Below are 13,755 nucleotides of genomic sequence, written 5' to 3'. Positions count from 1 at the left end.
ATTACTGACCTTTAAAATTCGCTTTACGTTTTTCGATGAAGGCGCCTGTGCCTTCTTTAACGTCTTCTGTGTTGAATAGCTCTGCGAAGATTTTCGCTTCGTTTTGCTGAGCTTGATCAACGTCCATATCCCATGCTTGATTGATTGAGTACTTTGCAGAACCAATTGCAACCGGAGCTTTCGAAAGAATCGCTTCAACAGTTTTCATCACTGTCGCCATCAATTCAGAAGCTGGTACAACTTTGTTCACAAGGCCGTAAGACAAAGCTTCAGCCGCTGTGATCATGTTACCTGTGTACGTCAACTCACGCGCTTTACGTTGACCCATAGCACGCGCCATACGAACCGTACCGCCGAAACCTGGGATCAAACCCAGACTGACTTCAGGCAAACCGAACTTTGCGTTTTCAGCTGCGTAAATAAAATCGCAACCCAAAGCCAATTCACAACCACCACCCAAAGCAAAGCCATTCACAGCCGCGATCACAGGAATTTTCAACAACGTCAGTTCATGGAAAATGCTCTGACCACGTTGTGCGAACGTGAATGCTTTTTCTTCGTCAAGCTCGTGAATTTCTTTGATATCAGCGCCCGCAACGAAAGCCTTTTCACCGGCACCCGTGATGATCAATGCGCGTGCATCAACATACGGCATTTCACCGATCTGACGAAGCACTTCACCCATTTCACTCAACACTGTTGAGTTCAAGGCATTCAAGGCTTCCGGGCGGTTGATCGTAAGAACCCACACGCCATTTGGTTTTTGCTCTAACAAAAGAGTTTTGTAAGTTAGATTCATTTAGAAATTCCTATTTCTGAGAGTAGTCGTAGAAACCACGACCTGACTTACGACCCAACCAACCCGCTTCAACGTATTTCACAAGAAGAGGACATGGGCGGTATTTTGAATCACCCAAACCATCATGAAGCACGTTCATGATCGCAAGGCATGTATCCAAACCGATGAAGTCTGCCAACGTCAATGGACCCATTGGTTGGTTTGTTCCCAATTTCATCGCACTGTCGATAGATTCAACGGAAGCAATACCTTCGTGAAGAGTGTAAACAGCTTCGTTAATCATTGGCATCAAGATGCGATTAACGATGAAGCCCGGCATGTCTTTCACAGACTCAACAAAAACTTTATCCATTTTTTCTGCCAAAGCGCGAACCGCTTTGAAAGTTTCATCAGAAGTTTGCAACCCGCGGATACCTTCAACAAGTTTCATCAAAGGAACTGGATTCATGAAGTGCATACCAGCAACTTTTTCTGGACGTTTCGTCACAGCCGCGATTTTTGTGATAGAGATTGAAGACGTGTTTGAAACAAGCAAAGCGTCTGCTTTCACGTTGGCATCAAGGTCTTTGAAGATTTTCAATTTCAAATCAATGTTTTCTGTCGCTGCTTCGATCACGATATCGCAATCTTTCAAGCCCGCAGTTTCTTGAGCTGTTTTAATACGACCCAACAACGCCGCTTTGTCAGCATCTGTCATGCCACCTTTTTTGATGATACGATCACAGCTTCCAGAAATAGTTGCGATCCCTTTTTCTAGAGCCGCGCCACTCACGTCCATCATGATGACGTTAAAACCGAAACTTGCGGCTACTTGAGCGATACCATTTCCCATTTGTCCTGCGCCTACGACGCCGATCAATTTGATGTCCAATTGACTCTCCGTGTTATTTATCTCCACTCAGACTTCGCGCCAGAGTAGATGTTAGATTTTTACCAAACGACAAAGTCGTACCTTACCTTAGGCCTGAGGTCAAAAGTTCTGGTCTTGAGAGCGCCCCGGCGAAGGCCTCAAAATAAAGAAATGCGTCGGATGTTGCTCGCGTTTTCTACACCATTTATTTTCTCGTCTGCTTTTGCGGCTTTAGGCACCGACGCGAACTCGGCTTTATCGTTCTATCGCTCTCGTCAGAGTCTTTTTCCCTCTGGCCAGGCGAGTCGAAATGAGCTTGAAAGCAAGCTTCTTCACAGCGAAATCGAATTCAATTTCAACGTTTCCTGGGACAAAAAAACCTACAACTTAGAGAGCGACCAAATCCTTCGCGATATTCAGGTCGCCCGCTTTGTTGATACTAAGTCATCGTGTGAACTTTTAAGCGACAACCGCCGTGATGCCAGAGCTCTGAAAACTCTTTCAGCGAAAACGACTTTAGAGGTTTTAGAAACAGAATCTTACTGGGCCCGCGTGAAAGAAAAAAACGGCAAGGTTGAAGGTTGGTTGCCACTTCACCTTCTGCAGCCACGTCACGAAGATTCAGGCGTGTTTGTGACGTTCATTGATACGTACCTGCGCAAAGCACCCGAAATTCCATCTGGCATTGTCACCACAATTCCACGTATGCGCCGAATTGTACCGCTTGCGATTGAAAACGGATTTTTGAAAATTAAATTCGAAAATCAGATCGGTTATGCTGACATCAACAACTTTGTTTCTCGTGCCGATTTTGCAAACCTTGCTTATTCTGCAAAAACAAACTGGATTGCCGTCAGTCATCGCAACGGTGATTCTTTAGTCAGCAAGTCAGGATTAAAAGTTCCTTTGAAAGACGTTCTTGGCTTTGTCACAAACAATCATCGCGGCGTTGTGGTTCGTGCTGTGAATAATGGACCACAACTTCGTTCGCAGGTTGAAATCATCAAGCCCGAAGCCAACGTGTGGGCCATAAGCAAATTGGATGGTCATGGTGAAGTCTGGTGGAAGAAAAATAATCTGCTGATTGAAGATCAAAAGTCTTCACCAACAACTATCACCACTGACGAATTAATGAAGCGCGAAATCTATTCGATCGCGTTTGCAAGCAAGGATTCTTTACGCGGGTTAGTATCATCGGACGGAGTGTATCGCACCGAAGATGGCTTAACGTGGACTTTGATTTCATTCTTTGGAAAACAAAATTATCCAGTCAATATTCATCCCAATGGCACATGGTTTGTCGGCTCTTACAAGAGCGTCAATGAAGGCAAAAGCTTTGATCCTTTCATTCGCTGGGATCAAATTGCGCAAGCGATTGAAGGCGCCATTCATCACAATCCACGCCTGCTGCGTTTGACACAAATCGATGCTCTGCCGAATTCACAAGTGCAGATTTACGTTGATACTGGCGGCAGCAAAATCAAATTGCGCAGTTCACTTTCAAATGTTTCTTGGAGTGTCATTAAAAACTAAAGTGCTATTTCGATAGCACCATGTTCACACCGATCGTCCAATACCAATCAGACGCATTATCAGGCCGAATCACGTTTCCGAAAACTCCGACATAGCCTTCAACCGGCATTTCTTTTTTTGAACGAAACAGTTGGCGCACCTTCACACCCATGGGCACGGTCAGTTTGTTGCCCTCTGGTGCATCCCAATTCAGATAAATTGTATCAAGCAAATCAATCGTCGTTTTTTCACCGACGATCATGCTGACCAGTGGATCAGCCTCTAAGGTATTCACATCATCCCGCTCACTATCGCCTGCGATCGACCAGGCTTGCGTGACCATACCGCCTAAGCTCAAAGGTCCATCTTGATAGAGCAACACCACTGCAGGGCCGACAGAATACTTGCCAGAGCCCATTGCGCGTTTACTGGCTGTCGGTAAAAGGATCCATGGGCCCACGCCCCATTTCCATTTTCCAGAATTCAAACCAGTGTAAAAACCTTTGTAGGAAAAATCCCCGATCCCCATACTATCGGCATTTTGATCAAGTTCTGGTTGTTGCAAAACTGGTAAGCGCAAACGATGAATCCAATGCGCTTCATTCAGATGCGTGAAGAACACGGGCTCGATATCCAAAACGGATTGCGTGCGATTGAAAGGACCGTAATTTTCGTTTTGATCTAAAGTGAGTGCAAGAGTTTGAATAGGTGTGACAGGATTGCTCAGCGCTACACGCAGATCATTTGGATTATTCGGTGAAACCGCAAATCCTAAGGCCGCAAATAAAATAATTAACGCTACTGCCATAGGCAGATACTAAAGTGCGTCTACCAGAATGTATTTATGTTTAATTCCAAAGCTTTCCAGCAAGCATCATATAGAACATTTTAAAATCGCCGATCAAACTCCATAGCGGATGTTTAAACGTCGCAGGACGGTTCTTTTCGACGATGAAATGGCCCACCCAGGCAAAACCATAACCCACAATAGGCAAAGCCCACGCAAGCATCCATTGGCTTGAGATCAACAAATAGATAACGATGAGATGCACCAGCAAAGTTCCACAGAAATGAAGACGGCGATTTAGAGGATTTGAATGCTCAGACAAATAAAAAGGCCAGAACTCTTGAAATGTGTTCATCGGCAATCCTCCCACGCGGGGTTCACTCTTTCACCGAAGCAAAGGCTAAAAATCATCGCCTTTAAAATACGGCAACATCATTTGGCGAACACGTTCCTGTAATTGCGGTCGCTGTTCAATAGTATACGCTGTTGCATCTACCGCCGGCAATACTTCCAGAGTGATTGTGCGACTCCAGACGCCCCAATTTGGAATGATATTTCCTTTTGGCATAATCGCCGCAGCCCCCTTAACGATCACAGGAACAATCGGCGCTTTTGCATTGATAGCAAAAATAAAAGGACCGGATTTGAAGTTGCCCAAAGTTTCTGTCTTTTGACGAGTGCCTTCAGGCGCCAACGCAAAACGTTCACCCGCTTTAATGCGCGCTTCAGCCGCTTGATAGACTTTGAAAACTTCTTCGCGACGTTCACGTGCGATGGGCAAAATGCCCGCGCGTCTCATCCCCGCCCCGAAGACAGGAATTTTGAATAATTCAATTTTTGCCCCGAAACGGAAAGAACCCAACCATCCATTCATGGCAAAAATATCGAAGAAACTTGTGTGATTAAACACGTACAAAAATCCACCGGGAGGACGATTTTCCAAACCTTTCGTCACAACCTTCACGCCGAACATACGACAGCAATTACGAGTCCAAAACTCGACGATGTGATCTTCCAATTTGCGATTATTAAAAAGGATATTGGCGATGATGATTGCTGTTGCACAAAGTGCTGTATGAATTGGCAGCAGAATAACACCCAAAAGAGAACGTGGATAAGAAAGTAATTTTAAAAACATGATTAGCTCATAGGTTCAGGGAAAAGACGTTTTCTTGCAGCACCACGCTGGCGCTCTTTATAGGCTTGATGTTCGGACGGTCCCGACAAAATGCGCTGATGGGCTGATTCATCCATGATCTGCACTTCAAATGGATAGAAGAAACTAAACGCCTCTTTTCCACCATGCGGTTTGATATGAATCAATTTACGAGAGATAAATTTAATAAAACGATAATCGGTACCAGAGAACGTGTTCTCTTTACGCAAGAACTTCACTTGATCGCCAAGCTCTTGCAGTTTTTGATCAAACGCCGCCTGAATGCTTTTTTCATCCAGCGTATCCAAGCGCTGTGCCAATTCGTCGCACACCTGCATGAACACTTCGACCGGATACAAATTGTTAGAACTTTGATCTGGCATGATGTGCGGAAAGCTCATCACGTTTTCTTTAATCAAGAAACGCACGACCTGAAACGTATCAAATAAATTGCGAGTCACAAAACGCACGCCTAATTTATCAAAGATCTTCATCGCTAACGCATCCGGTTTTGCCAGAAGTTTAATCACCGTACTTGAAGATGTTTTAAAAGGCTTCACTTCAAAACCCAAAAGCTCAATTGGATCTAAACCCGAATTGGGATCTTTCAGGAATGTTCTGTGCGTATTGCCGTCGTAAACGATGCAATCTTGAAACGGTGTTAAGATTTGCGATTGAATCTCTTCAGCAAAAGAACTGAACAAGTCGTTTTCTGCATGTACGAAGACATGCATGCAGCGAATGATCGCACAGGCCCAACGCTGCATCTCTTTTTGTTGGGGATCGCTGGAACTTGCAAAGATCAAAAGATTACGGATGTCACCCAACGCTTTCAGATCGCGGAATTGTTCTGGAATTTCAGCTTCGTTAAAGCCTAATTTTTCCACCATCAAAACCAAAGCACGGCGGTGGTAGTGCGCAAGTTTTTCTTGATCTGTTTTTTGCGAGATATCAAATCCGTAGGAAAGCAAGAATGCCGAAGCGGCTTCAAGAGACGTTACATTCAGCTTTGGAATATCTATGGCCGAATGACCACCAACAACTGAACTCAAAATAGAAGCATCGAATATGAAACGCTGAGACATACAGTCCCTATCTTCAAACTCGATAGAGACTGTTGCAAGACGCGGCGCTTTACTTCATTAGTGCCGAAGTTGGGATCGAGAATGACCCCAATGTTGCCCAGTCATTTGTACCTGGAACTGGTGAATAACCCGCAACCGCTACTTTATTGTTAAACAAAACAGTTCCTGATGCCGTCGCACCGCTCACAGTACCTGTGATCGCGAAGCTGCCATATTGGTCAGCAAATACAGCTTGGAAACCACCTGAACTGCGATTGTAAACACCGCTGCTCGCGTTAGAGAATTGAATTTCGTAAGGTTTGATTGTTTTACCTTCAGTCGTTGATTGACCAACCCAGCTATCCACGATTTGGATGAATACTGTTGAGCCCGAAGAAACAATGTTACCTGATGAATCAAATTTTAAAGCCGCGCTAAAGTTTGTGCGGCAGATTGTACCGAAACTTTGTGGCGAGATCGTTGCTGATACCAGCGCCAGAACTGCATTTGAAGATGCATTTAATTGTCCTGTACCTGCAACCGAGTTGTTACAAGATGCTGAATCTGAAGGAGCCGAATTCGCATTCACAGCACCACCGCGACCTGCGACTCGAACAGAGCTACCATCTTTCTTCGCACATGCAGTCATCCCAAGAGATAACGCCATAATTGCGCCGAAGATCATTTTAGTGAAGATTGATTGTTTCATAGTAGCCTCCTGTCAAAGTACTAAGGCAAGGCTTAGACCAACAAAAGACACCGTATATTGCAGATGGCACGGGATTTACGTATCACCCCGAGACAGTGACTCGAAGAGTGACGTTTTCAGTGCGCGAGTGATCAACATTCAGTCAAAGCGCCACCCGCACCCGCGTCTATATATTTAGAAATAAAAAAGGAGCAGCTTTATGAACTGCTCCTTTTGAAAAGTATCAATTTGAGACGAGATTACTTCACTGCATCGAGGCCATTCAGCACTTCGATCTCTGAATCCAACCACGCTTTGCCGTTGAAGTCGACCAGGCCTTTAGACAACAGCTCTGTCGTCAAACCCTGTTTTTGCTCTGCTGATAAAGTATCCAGATCCTGCACGCCCACTTGTTTTAGGACGTCGTTAACACCTTGAACGATCACGTTACGAACATTCGCTTTATTCAACGCTTGCGAGAAGCTTAAACCTTGTGACGATAACAACTTCAACATCGCAACACGTTCTTCGCTTGTTAAATAGCGCACAGGAAGCTCGACCGCCGTTTTGTTTTCACCGAGCGCCGCTTGAGTTGTCCCTGCATTTTGTGTCAACAGATCCAACGCTAAGTTCGCAAGACTTGCAGCATCCGCTTGAGTTAACAAACCTGGAGCCAAGATCGCGCTGATCTTAGCCGTCGTGCCGTCGTCCATTTCCGTTGGTTCTTCAACTTTTGGCAGAAGAGAATAAACCGCCGCAACCAGGGCTTTTTTATTCAAGTCCGCCAAGCTTTGGAAGAACGCCAAGATTTTTTGTTGCTGAACGTCAGTCAGCTCATAATCGCGACCACCCAAAGTTTTACCTTTTTGAAGGTAACCACTCTTAGCCAAGGCGATGATTTGATTTTTCATCCAACTTGTATCGATCGCACCATCAGCATCACGGATCAAACCGTTCAAGATCGCAGCATAACCGCCAGCCGCTGATAAGTGTGCTGCGCGAGTTTGTTTAAACACGATGTCTTGACCGAATTTAGAATACAAAATCTTACCGTTTTTAACGAATTGCAAAGATGCGAACGCCGCTGCCGGCTGACCATCTTTCGACATATCAAATGTCACTTGGTTCACGAAGCCCAAAGCTGAAACGTCTAATTTGCCCCATTTAACTGTGTCTTTGATCACTTGATCTAAATTGTTAACCACAGTCGGCTCTTCAGGTGGATACATACGACCAATGATGGAAGCAAACAACACGTTGATGAAGTTTTCTTTTTCATCTTTTGTATCAAGATATTTTCTTTGCAGTGGATTGTTACCCGCATCGAAACGTTCACAGCCATAGATATTTAAACCTTGGCTGTTTGCCAAAGCGATATCGTCGTCCGTGCAGTACTTAGAGATCGACTCATCCAAAGCGCTGTTATCATCTGAATAGGCCCAGTCCATCGCCATCTTATCGTAAGACAACGGCGCATATTTAATACGTGCTGCAGACAGGATGTTATCCACGCCGCTGACGTAGTCCATAATACTTGTCGTCGTTTCCAGACCGTGGTGGTTTGGATCTTTCAAGTATGTTTTAGTCGCTTCATTGATGTCTTTCACAGACACTTTTGCAGAGAATGAGCCTGCGAAGTTATGACGAAGACCGAAGGCATGGCCTAACTCATGCGCCACGGTGGCGCGTACGCTGTCTTGAGCCAAACGCAAACGCTGTGAATCAGACGCTTCACGCGACAACTTCACAAGATCTTTTACTGTTTGCGAGAAATCACAAGCAACCGCACCGTTTACAACCACGGGAGCCTTACCATTCAGATCCGTTAAATCAGCAGAGCCAACTTTCGTGAATACAGAAGGCATGAACACTTGAGCACGCAAGATCTCACCCGTCAACGGATCAGACTGACTGATCGCATATGCGGCCCCTGCATCCAACCATTCAATCCAGCGAATCATGATGCTGCGATTTTGCGGAGTCGCCTCTTTAGGATCAACGCCCGTTTCAACTTTGACAACGTCACGACCGAAAACCAAGTTCCAGTACAACGCACCTTCAGTCACCGCTTGAACATAGTCTGCAGGAACTGATTTAGAAATACGAATACGAACCGGGCCTTTTTCAGGGCTTAAATCCCAACGAGAAATGATGTTCGTCACGTCTTTGCTATATTTTTGTTTCGAACGTTTATTAACGAAGAAACCAACACGGCGAGAAGAATCGTACTCTTTAGCTTTGAACTTAGGGTCCAAATCCTGAGGACGGATTTGCACGTTCATTGTGATCGATTCTTCACGTGTTTCTGTGTTTAATTTTGACTTATCATCACCCGGAACGATCGTCATACTTTGCACTTTTGCACGCTGAGTGAATTCGATGTTTTCGGCATCGTATTTCACGTCTTTGACCATCGAATCAGAAACCGGAATCGCAGAGTACGAAGTCTCTGTCAGGTCGTTATTTAAACCACGAGCTGAATCGACGTCGTAAGGGCTTTGCGCCACGAAACTTTTGAAGCCATCAGCCACGTCAAACGTGATTGAGGAATCGTCTTCAGCAACGATCGCGAAAGTTTGCAGCAAATTATCTGAAGGAATTTCTTCGTAAATGCTGTTGTAGTTTTGGCCGATCAAACCGATACGACCGCCCGCGCGTTCAAATTTAACAACTTGCGGCTTTAAATCGTACCATTGCGGAGTCGATCCACCTGTCACACCTGATGCGATCAACAAGAAGATGCGGCCCAAAGAATTTTTCTGAATTTTTACGCAGGAAATTTTCGTGCAATCAACAGGATCCGCTGCAGAAAAGCTTTTCGTCGCATCTGCAGGAGCTTGTTTTTCTTGAATGATTTTTGTCGTTTCTTTCGTACAGCCCGTGAAAATCAATGATGAAGCTAAGGCGCTAATCACAAATACGTTCTTACTCAATGCCACGAAGACCCTCCCGTTGATACTCCAACTTATTGGAGTTACCGCGATTTTTCAGATGCATTTATGCCAAAGATTGACCAAGATCAAAAGGCCCGTGAAAATAAGTTAAATTTAGAACATAAAACGAACAGGAGAAGCATGGCTGCAGCCAACACTACAGAGAAGACCTTCCTAGGACACCCTCGCCCGCTCTTTACGCTCTTCCTCACGGAAATGTGGGAAAGATTCTCGTATTACGGCATGAGAGCTCTCTTGGTGCTTTACATGACCAAATATCTGTTCGTCGCCGTACAAAATGGCACAGAAGTTTGGGGCTACTCAGCATTTAAAAACTTCCTTGAGATGTTTTATGGGCCAATGACTATCCAAGCCATGTCCTCACAGATTTACGGGCTCTATACCGGCTTTGTCTATTTTACACCCTTCTTTGGGGGCATCATCGCCGACCGCTACTGGGGTCAACGTCGTTCCGTGTATGTGGGCGGTATCTTGATGGCTATCGGGCATTTCTTGATGGCGGTGGAAAGTTTGTTCTTCCCGGCACTCGTATTCCTGATGATCGGAAATGGTTTCTTCAAACCGAATATTTCAACCCAGGTCGGTGGCTTGTATCCACAGGGCGATGAACGTCGCGACCGTGCTTACACATTGTTTTACATGGGTATCAACTTGGGCGCCTTCTTTTCGCCACTCGTGTGCGGAACCTTGGGGCAAAAAGTGGGCTGGCACTGGGGCTTTGGTGCTGCGGGCGTTGGGATGTTGATCGGTTTGGTCACTTATCATTTCGGTGGAAAAAATCTGCCGCAGAATACGCATAAAGAAAGCATGCAAGAAATTGAAGCGCGCGCGAAAACTCCGCTGACTCGTTCAGAGTGGACTCGCACATGGGCTTTGATTTTCTTGTGTGGTTTGACGATTTTCTATTGGGGTGTTTACGAACAACAAGGCAACACGATGCAGTTGTGGGCCGATCAAAGCACCGATTGGAATTTCTTTGGCTTTGAGATTCCATCAACGTGGTATCAAAGTTTTAATCCGATGATCATTTTCTTCTTTGCACCGATCATGGACCGCGTCTGGGCATGGCAGGCGAAAAGAAAGAACGAACCTTCAACAACAATGAAGATGGCCCTTGGCTGCTTCTTGGCGGCTGTTGCACTGATCGTGATGTACGTCGCAGCAAAAACTGTTGGTGGCGGCAAAGGCAACGTGATGTGGTTGTTGGGCTCAACATTCATGCTAACTATTGGTGAGCTTTACCTTTCACCGATCGGTCTTTCTTTGGTAACGAAAGTTTCTCCGGCAAAAATCGTTTCCATGATGATGGGTGTGTGGTTCCTGGCAAGTTTCTTCGGAAACTATGTCGCAGGTGTGATCGGCATGTACTACGATAAAATTCCTAAGAACGAATTCTTCTTGTTCTTAGCGGTTCTTGCCTTCATCCCGGGGGTTCTATTTGTCCTGACTCACAAAAAGCTTACAGAGTCTTTAGGCAAGGATATTTAACCCGACGGATGCTGGCAGTGCCGTAGCGCTGGAGCGCGAAGGCTGAAGCAGCCCTTCAAAACAAAGAGAATTTATTTGAAGGCTTATCGTGAATGCGATAAGCCTTTTTTATATGTTTTTTATGTCCGAGAGGCCTTTATGTTGATTCGCGAATTTTACCCAAGCGATATTGCCGCCGTAAAAAAGTTTACGGATGAAAGCATTGGCTTGAACTATTATTCCGAAGCAGAGCTTCAAGAGTGCTTAGAGAAATCAATCAGTGCCGATGTGACGTGCTCTTTCTTGTTGGTGGCAGACAGTGGTGAAATTTTAGGTCTGCGCTTAGCCTACCCGCCAGGCAAATGGAATAAAGGCAAAGGCTCTAAACTTCGCCCCGATCTATGGAACATTCCTTTAGACAAAACTGCGTACTTTCAAAGTTTGTTTTTATCAAACAAAGTTCAAGGCCAAGGCTGGGGACCGAAACTTTCTGAAAAGTCGATTGAGGCTTTTCACAAGCTCGGTGCTTTGGGGATCGTGACTCACGCTTGGAAAGAATCACCAAACAATTCTTCAATTCGTTATTTATCTAAATTAGGATTTCAATCTGTCACAACTCATCCAGAATATTGGATTGATGTGGATTATGAATGCGTGCGTGACGGAAAACCTTGCCGCTGTACTGCGGAAGAAATGATTTATTATATTTCAGGTGCACAATGAGTATTTCGTACTGGCTTGATCAATCAGCACAAAAAAATGCGCTTCATTATGACTACATCATCATTGGTGGTGGTATCGCGGGTCTTTCGACAGCTTACTGGCTACAAAAGAAAGATCCAAATCTCAAAATCGCGATCCTTGAAAAACATGGTGTCGGCTATGGAGCTTCCGGTCGTAATGCAGGCTTTGTTACAGCCGGTTCGACAGAACACTACATCAAATTGAATGCACAATTCGGAACGGCGAAAGCTACAGAAATCTGGCAGTTCTCGGAAACCAATCGCAAACTTTTATTAGAGCATGTCATTGAAGATGCGGCTGATGAAGTTGATTTCCGTCACACAGGTTCCTGTACGGTCGCCCCAAGTGAAGAACACTGGGAGAAATACAAAACCACGGCTAAACTTATGCAAAGCCAAGGTATCGACGTGCACGAAGTCACACCGGAAGAGATGCACAAAGATTATGGCGTGACGGGCTTTGTAGGCGGCATTCAGTACACGGGCGACGGCTATATCCACCCGATCAAACTTTTACAACGTCTGCGTCGCAAACTTCATGCAGAGATTTTTGAAAATCATGAAGTTTTCGCGATTGAAGAAAAATCTGGGCGCAGTTTTATCCGCACAAATCACGAAACATTCAGTGCAGATAAAGTGATTGTCACTGTGAATGCGTACCTGCCGCTTGTGCTTGAAGAGTTCGCGTCTTACGTAAAACCAGGCCGTGGTCAGATTTTATTGACTCAACCGCTGCCCGCTTTCGTAAAAGGTCCATGCTATCTTACAAAACATTTGTGTTATTTCCGTCAACTTCCTACAGGCGAATTGCTTATCGGCGGCTTCCGCAATCTAGCAATTCAAGAGGAGGAAACTTACGCCGACAACACGACTGAAGTGATTCAACGTGCCTTGCTTGATTTCGTAAGATCTCATTTTACATTGGGTAAAGATGCGCACGTCGCTTATCAGTGGTCAGGCTTGATGGGCTATACTCCTGATATGCAAATGATTTTAGGTGCAGTGCCAAAAAGAAAAAACACTTATGTCATTGCGGGATGTTCAGGTCACGGCATGGGTTTAAGTTTCAACGCTGCAAGAACATTGGTTGAAAACATTCATGGCGTGGCTTTGCCATCCAACTTGGACATTGCAAGATTTAAATTTTAAAGTTCTGTTCACGCGATTCGCTTATCGATAGAGTTTTCCTTCTCAGCTCAATTTACGCTACAAGGAGTTCGTATGCGAATCGCGTTTATTATCGCGCCTATTATTTCTGTGTTTGGCTTTTCATGGACAGCAAAAGCTCAGCCCCTTGCCTTAAAAAGTTTAATTGATAATTCAGACCGCGTTGCCGTGTGCAAAACCGACAATGAAAATCTCGGTCTCATTAATTTCTACGTTCACAAAGTGAATCCGATGATCGTGGCCCAAATTCAAAGCCAACGTGGCGAACGCTTTTATTCTCTTAATATGAGCGAAGATAAAGCGATTGTGACACTCACTTCGGATAAAGAGATTGTCGCTTTGGCTTTTGATCTTTACTTCAAAGCTGCGGATCAGAATTTCACAGTCAGCTTTGATCGCGATGCGGTTGATAATCCAGGGAAAAAATTCTTCTTTTCGACGTTAACGTATGAAGACGGAAAGATGATTGATATCGCTTGTAAACGTGCAGTGGGCTTGCAGGATTAGCCGGGAGTTGCTTCAGCCTGCGCGGGCACAGGCCAAAAAGCAAAACCCCACCGTGAGGTGG

At 45.0% G+C, this 13,755-nt stretch carries 13 protein-coding genes; 5 read left to right on the top strand and 8 right to left on the bottom strand.

Annotation, left to right across the window (positions count from 1 at the left end; all coding sequences use genetic code 11):
- Nucleotide 1: 1 nt before the first annotated feature.
- Together DOE51_RS08740 and DOE51_RS08735 are read right to left on the bottom strand one after the other, a co-directional pair.
- Nucleotides 2–799 carry an enoyl-CoA hydratase/isomerase family protein gene (locus DOE51_RS08740; protein WP_142696150.1) on the bottom strand — a complete coding sequence of 266 codons (798 nt, stop codon included), beginning with the start codon at nucleotides 797–799 and terminating at the stop codon, nucleotides 2–4.
- A 10-nt stretch (nucleotides 800–809) separates the two neighbouring features.
- Nucleotides 810–1,670 carry a 3-hydroxybutyryl-CoA dehydrogenase gene (locus tag DOE51_RS08735; RefSeq protein ID WP_142696149.1) on the bottom strand — a complete coding sequence of 287 codons (861 nt, stop codon included), beginning with the start codon at nucleotides 1,668–1,670 and terminating at the stop codon, nucleotides 810–812.
- A gap of 150 nt (nucleotides 1,671–1,820) precedes the next feature.
- Here DOE51_RS08735 and DOE51_RS08730 point away from each other — a divergent pair, with 150 nt between their 5' ends.
- Nucleotides 1,821–3,182, top strand: a complete 1,362-nt coding sequence (locus DOE51_RS08730; protein ID WP_246845513.1) for a hypothetical protein — start codon at nucleotides 1,821–1,823, stop codon at nucleotides 3,180–3,182.
- A gap of 4 nt (nucleotides 3,183–3,186) precedes the next feature.
- Here DOE51_RS08730 and DOE51_RS08725 read toward each other — a convergent pair whose 3' ends face one another.
- The 6 genes from DOE51_RS08725 to DOE51_RS08700 all read right to left on the bottom strand — a co-directional run bounded on the left by DOE51_RS08725 (nucleotide 3,187) and on the right by DOE51_RS08700 (nucleotide 9,795).
- On the bottom strand, nucleotides 3,187–3,969 hold the full coding sequence (locus DOE51_RS08725; protein WP_142696147.1) for a hypothetical protein: 783 nt from the start codon (nucleotides 3,967–3,969) through the stop codon (nucleotides 3,187–3,189).
- Between the two features lie 40 nt (nucleotides 3,970–4,009).
- The gene (locus DOE51_RS08720; RefSeq protein ID WP_142696146.1) at nucleotides 4,010–4,303 is read right to left on the bottom strand and encodes a DUF962 domain-containing protein; all 294 of its coding nucleotides are present in this window, start codon (nucleotides 4,301–4,303) and stop codon (nucleotides 4,010–4,012) included.
- A gap of 45 nt (nucleotides 4,304–4,348) precedes the next feature.
- On the bottom strand, nucleotides 4,349–5,086 hold the full coding sequence (locus DOE51_RS08715; protein WP_142696145.1) for a 1-acyl-sn-glycerol-3-phosphate acyltransferase: 738 nt from the start codon (nucleotides 5,084–5,086) through the stop codon (nucleotides 4,349–4,351).
- 2 nt (nucleotides 5,087–5,088) lie between these two features.
- Entirely contained in the window at nucleotides 5,089–6,189 is a 1,101-nt protein-coding gene (locus DOE51_RS08710; RefSeq protein ID WP_142696144.1) for a TIGR04552 family protein, read from the bottom strand.
- 49 nt (nucleotides 6,190–6,238) lie between these two features.
- A complete protein-coding gene (locus DOE51_RS08705; RefSeq protein WP_142696143.1) occupies nucleotides 6,239–6,877 on the bottom strand; it encodes a hypothetical protein in 639 nt (212 codons plus the stop codon).
- 239 nt (nucleotides 6,878–7,116) lie between these two features.
- On the bottom strand, nucleotides 7,117–9,795 hold the full coding sequence (locus DOE51_RS08700; RefSeq protein WP_142696142.1) for a zinc-dependent metalloprotease: 2,679 nt from the start codon (nucleotides 9,793–9,795) through the stop codon (nucleotides 7,117–7,119).
- 135 nt (nucleotides 9,796–9,930) lie between these two features.
- Here DOE51_RS08700 and DOE51_RS08695 point away from each other — a divergent pair, with 135 nt between their 5' ends.
- The 4 genes from DOE51_RS08695 (at nucleotide 9,931) to DOE51_RS08680 (ending at nucleotide 13,694) form a co-directional block, all read left to right on the top strand.
- A complete protein-coding gene (locus tag DOE51_RS08695) occupies nucleotides 9,931–11,298 on the top strand; it encodes a peptide MFS transporter (protein WP_142696141.1) in 1,368 nt (455 codons plus the stop codon).
- A 138-nt stretch (nucleotides 11,299–11,436) separates the two neighbouring features.
- A complete protein-coding gene (locus DOE51_RS08690; RefSeq protein ID WP_142696140.1) occupies nucleotides 11,437–12,000 on the top strand; it encodes a GNAT family N-acetyltransferase in 564 nt (187 codons plus the stop codon).
- Nucleotides 11,997–13,169, top strand: coding sequence for an FAD-binding oxidoreductase (locus tag DOE51_RS08685; RefSeq protein ID WP_142696139.1), 1,173 nt, complete (start codon nucleotides 11,997–11,999; stop codon nucleotides 13,167–13,169). The genes DOE51_RS08690 and DOE51_RS08685 overlap by 4 nt, the downstream gene beginning before the upstream one ends.
- A gap of 72 nt (nucleotides 13,170–13,241) precedes the next feature.
- Entirely contained in the window at nucleotides 13,242–13,694 is a 453-nt protein-coding gene (locus DOE51_RS08680) for a hypothetical protein (RefSeq protein WP_142696138.1), read from the top strand.
- The last annotated feature ends 61 nt before the right edge of the window (nucleotides 13,695–13,755 follow it).

Source organism: Bdellovibrio sp. NC01 (assembly GCF_006874625.1).
GTDB lineage: Bacteria > Bdellovibrionota > Bdellovibrionia > Bdellovibrionales > Bdellovibrionaceae > Bdellovibrio.
This window is presented reverse-complemented; position numbering and strand designations above follow the sequence as displayed.

Bases quoted from the DNA above. Each gene is read 5' to 3' on its own strand.
- DOE51_RS08705 (WP_142696143.1), bottom strand. From the start codon at position 6,877: ATGAAACAATCAATCTTCACTAAAATGATCTTCGGCGCAATTATGGCG.
- DOE51_RS08720 (WP_142696146.1), bottom strand. From the start codon at position 4,303: ATGAACACATTTCAAGAGTTCTGGCCTTTTTATTTGTCTGAGCATTCA.
- DOE51_RS08725 (WP_142696147.1), bottom strand. From the start codon at position 3,969: ATGGCAGTAGCGTTAATTATTTTATTTGCGGCCTTAGGATTTGCGGTT.
- DOE51_RS08730 (WP_246845513.1), top strand. From the start codon at position 1,821: ATGCGTCGGATGTTGCTCGCGTTTTCTACACCATTTATTTTCTCGTCT.
- DOE51_RS08690 (WP_142696140.1), top strand. From the start codon at position 11,437: ATGTTGATTCGCGAATTTTACCCAAGCGATATTGCCGCCGTAAAAAAG.
- DOE51_RS08740 (WP_142696150.1), bottom strand. From the start codon at position 799: ATGAATCTAACTTACAAAACTCTTTTGTTAGAGCAAAAACCAAATGGC.
- DOE51_RS08710 (WP_142696144.1), bottom strand. From the start codon at position 6,189: ATGTCTCAGCGTTTCATATTCGATGCTTCTATTTTGAGTTCAGTTGTT.
- DOE51_RS08695 (WP_142696141.1), top strand. From the start codon at position 9,931: ATGGCTGCAGCCAACACTACAGAGAAGACCTTCCTAGGACACCCTCGC.
- DOE51_RS08715 (WP_142696145.1), bottom strand. From the start codon at position 5,086: ATGTTTTTAAAATTACTTTCTTATCCACGTTCTCTTTTGGGTGTTATT.
- DOE51_RS08680 (WP_142696138.1), top strand. From the start codon at position 13,242: ATGCGAATCGCGTTTATTATCGCGCCTATTATTTCTGTGTTTGGCTTT.
- DOE51_RS08685 (WP_142696139.1), top strand. From the start codon at position 11,997: ATGAGTATTTCGTACTGGCTTGATCAATCAGCACAAAAAAATGCGCTT.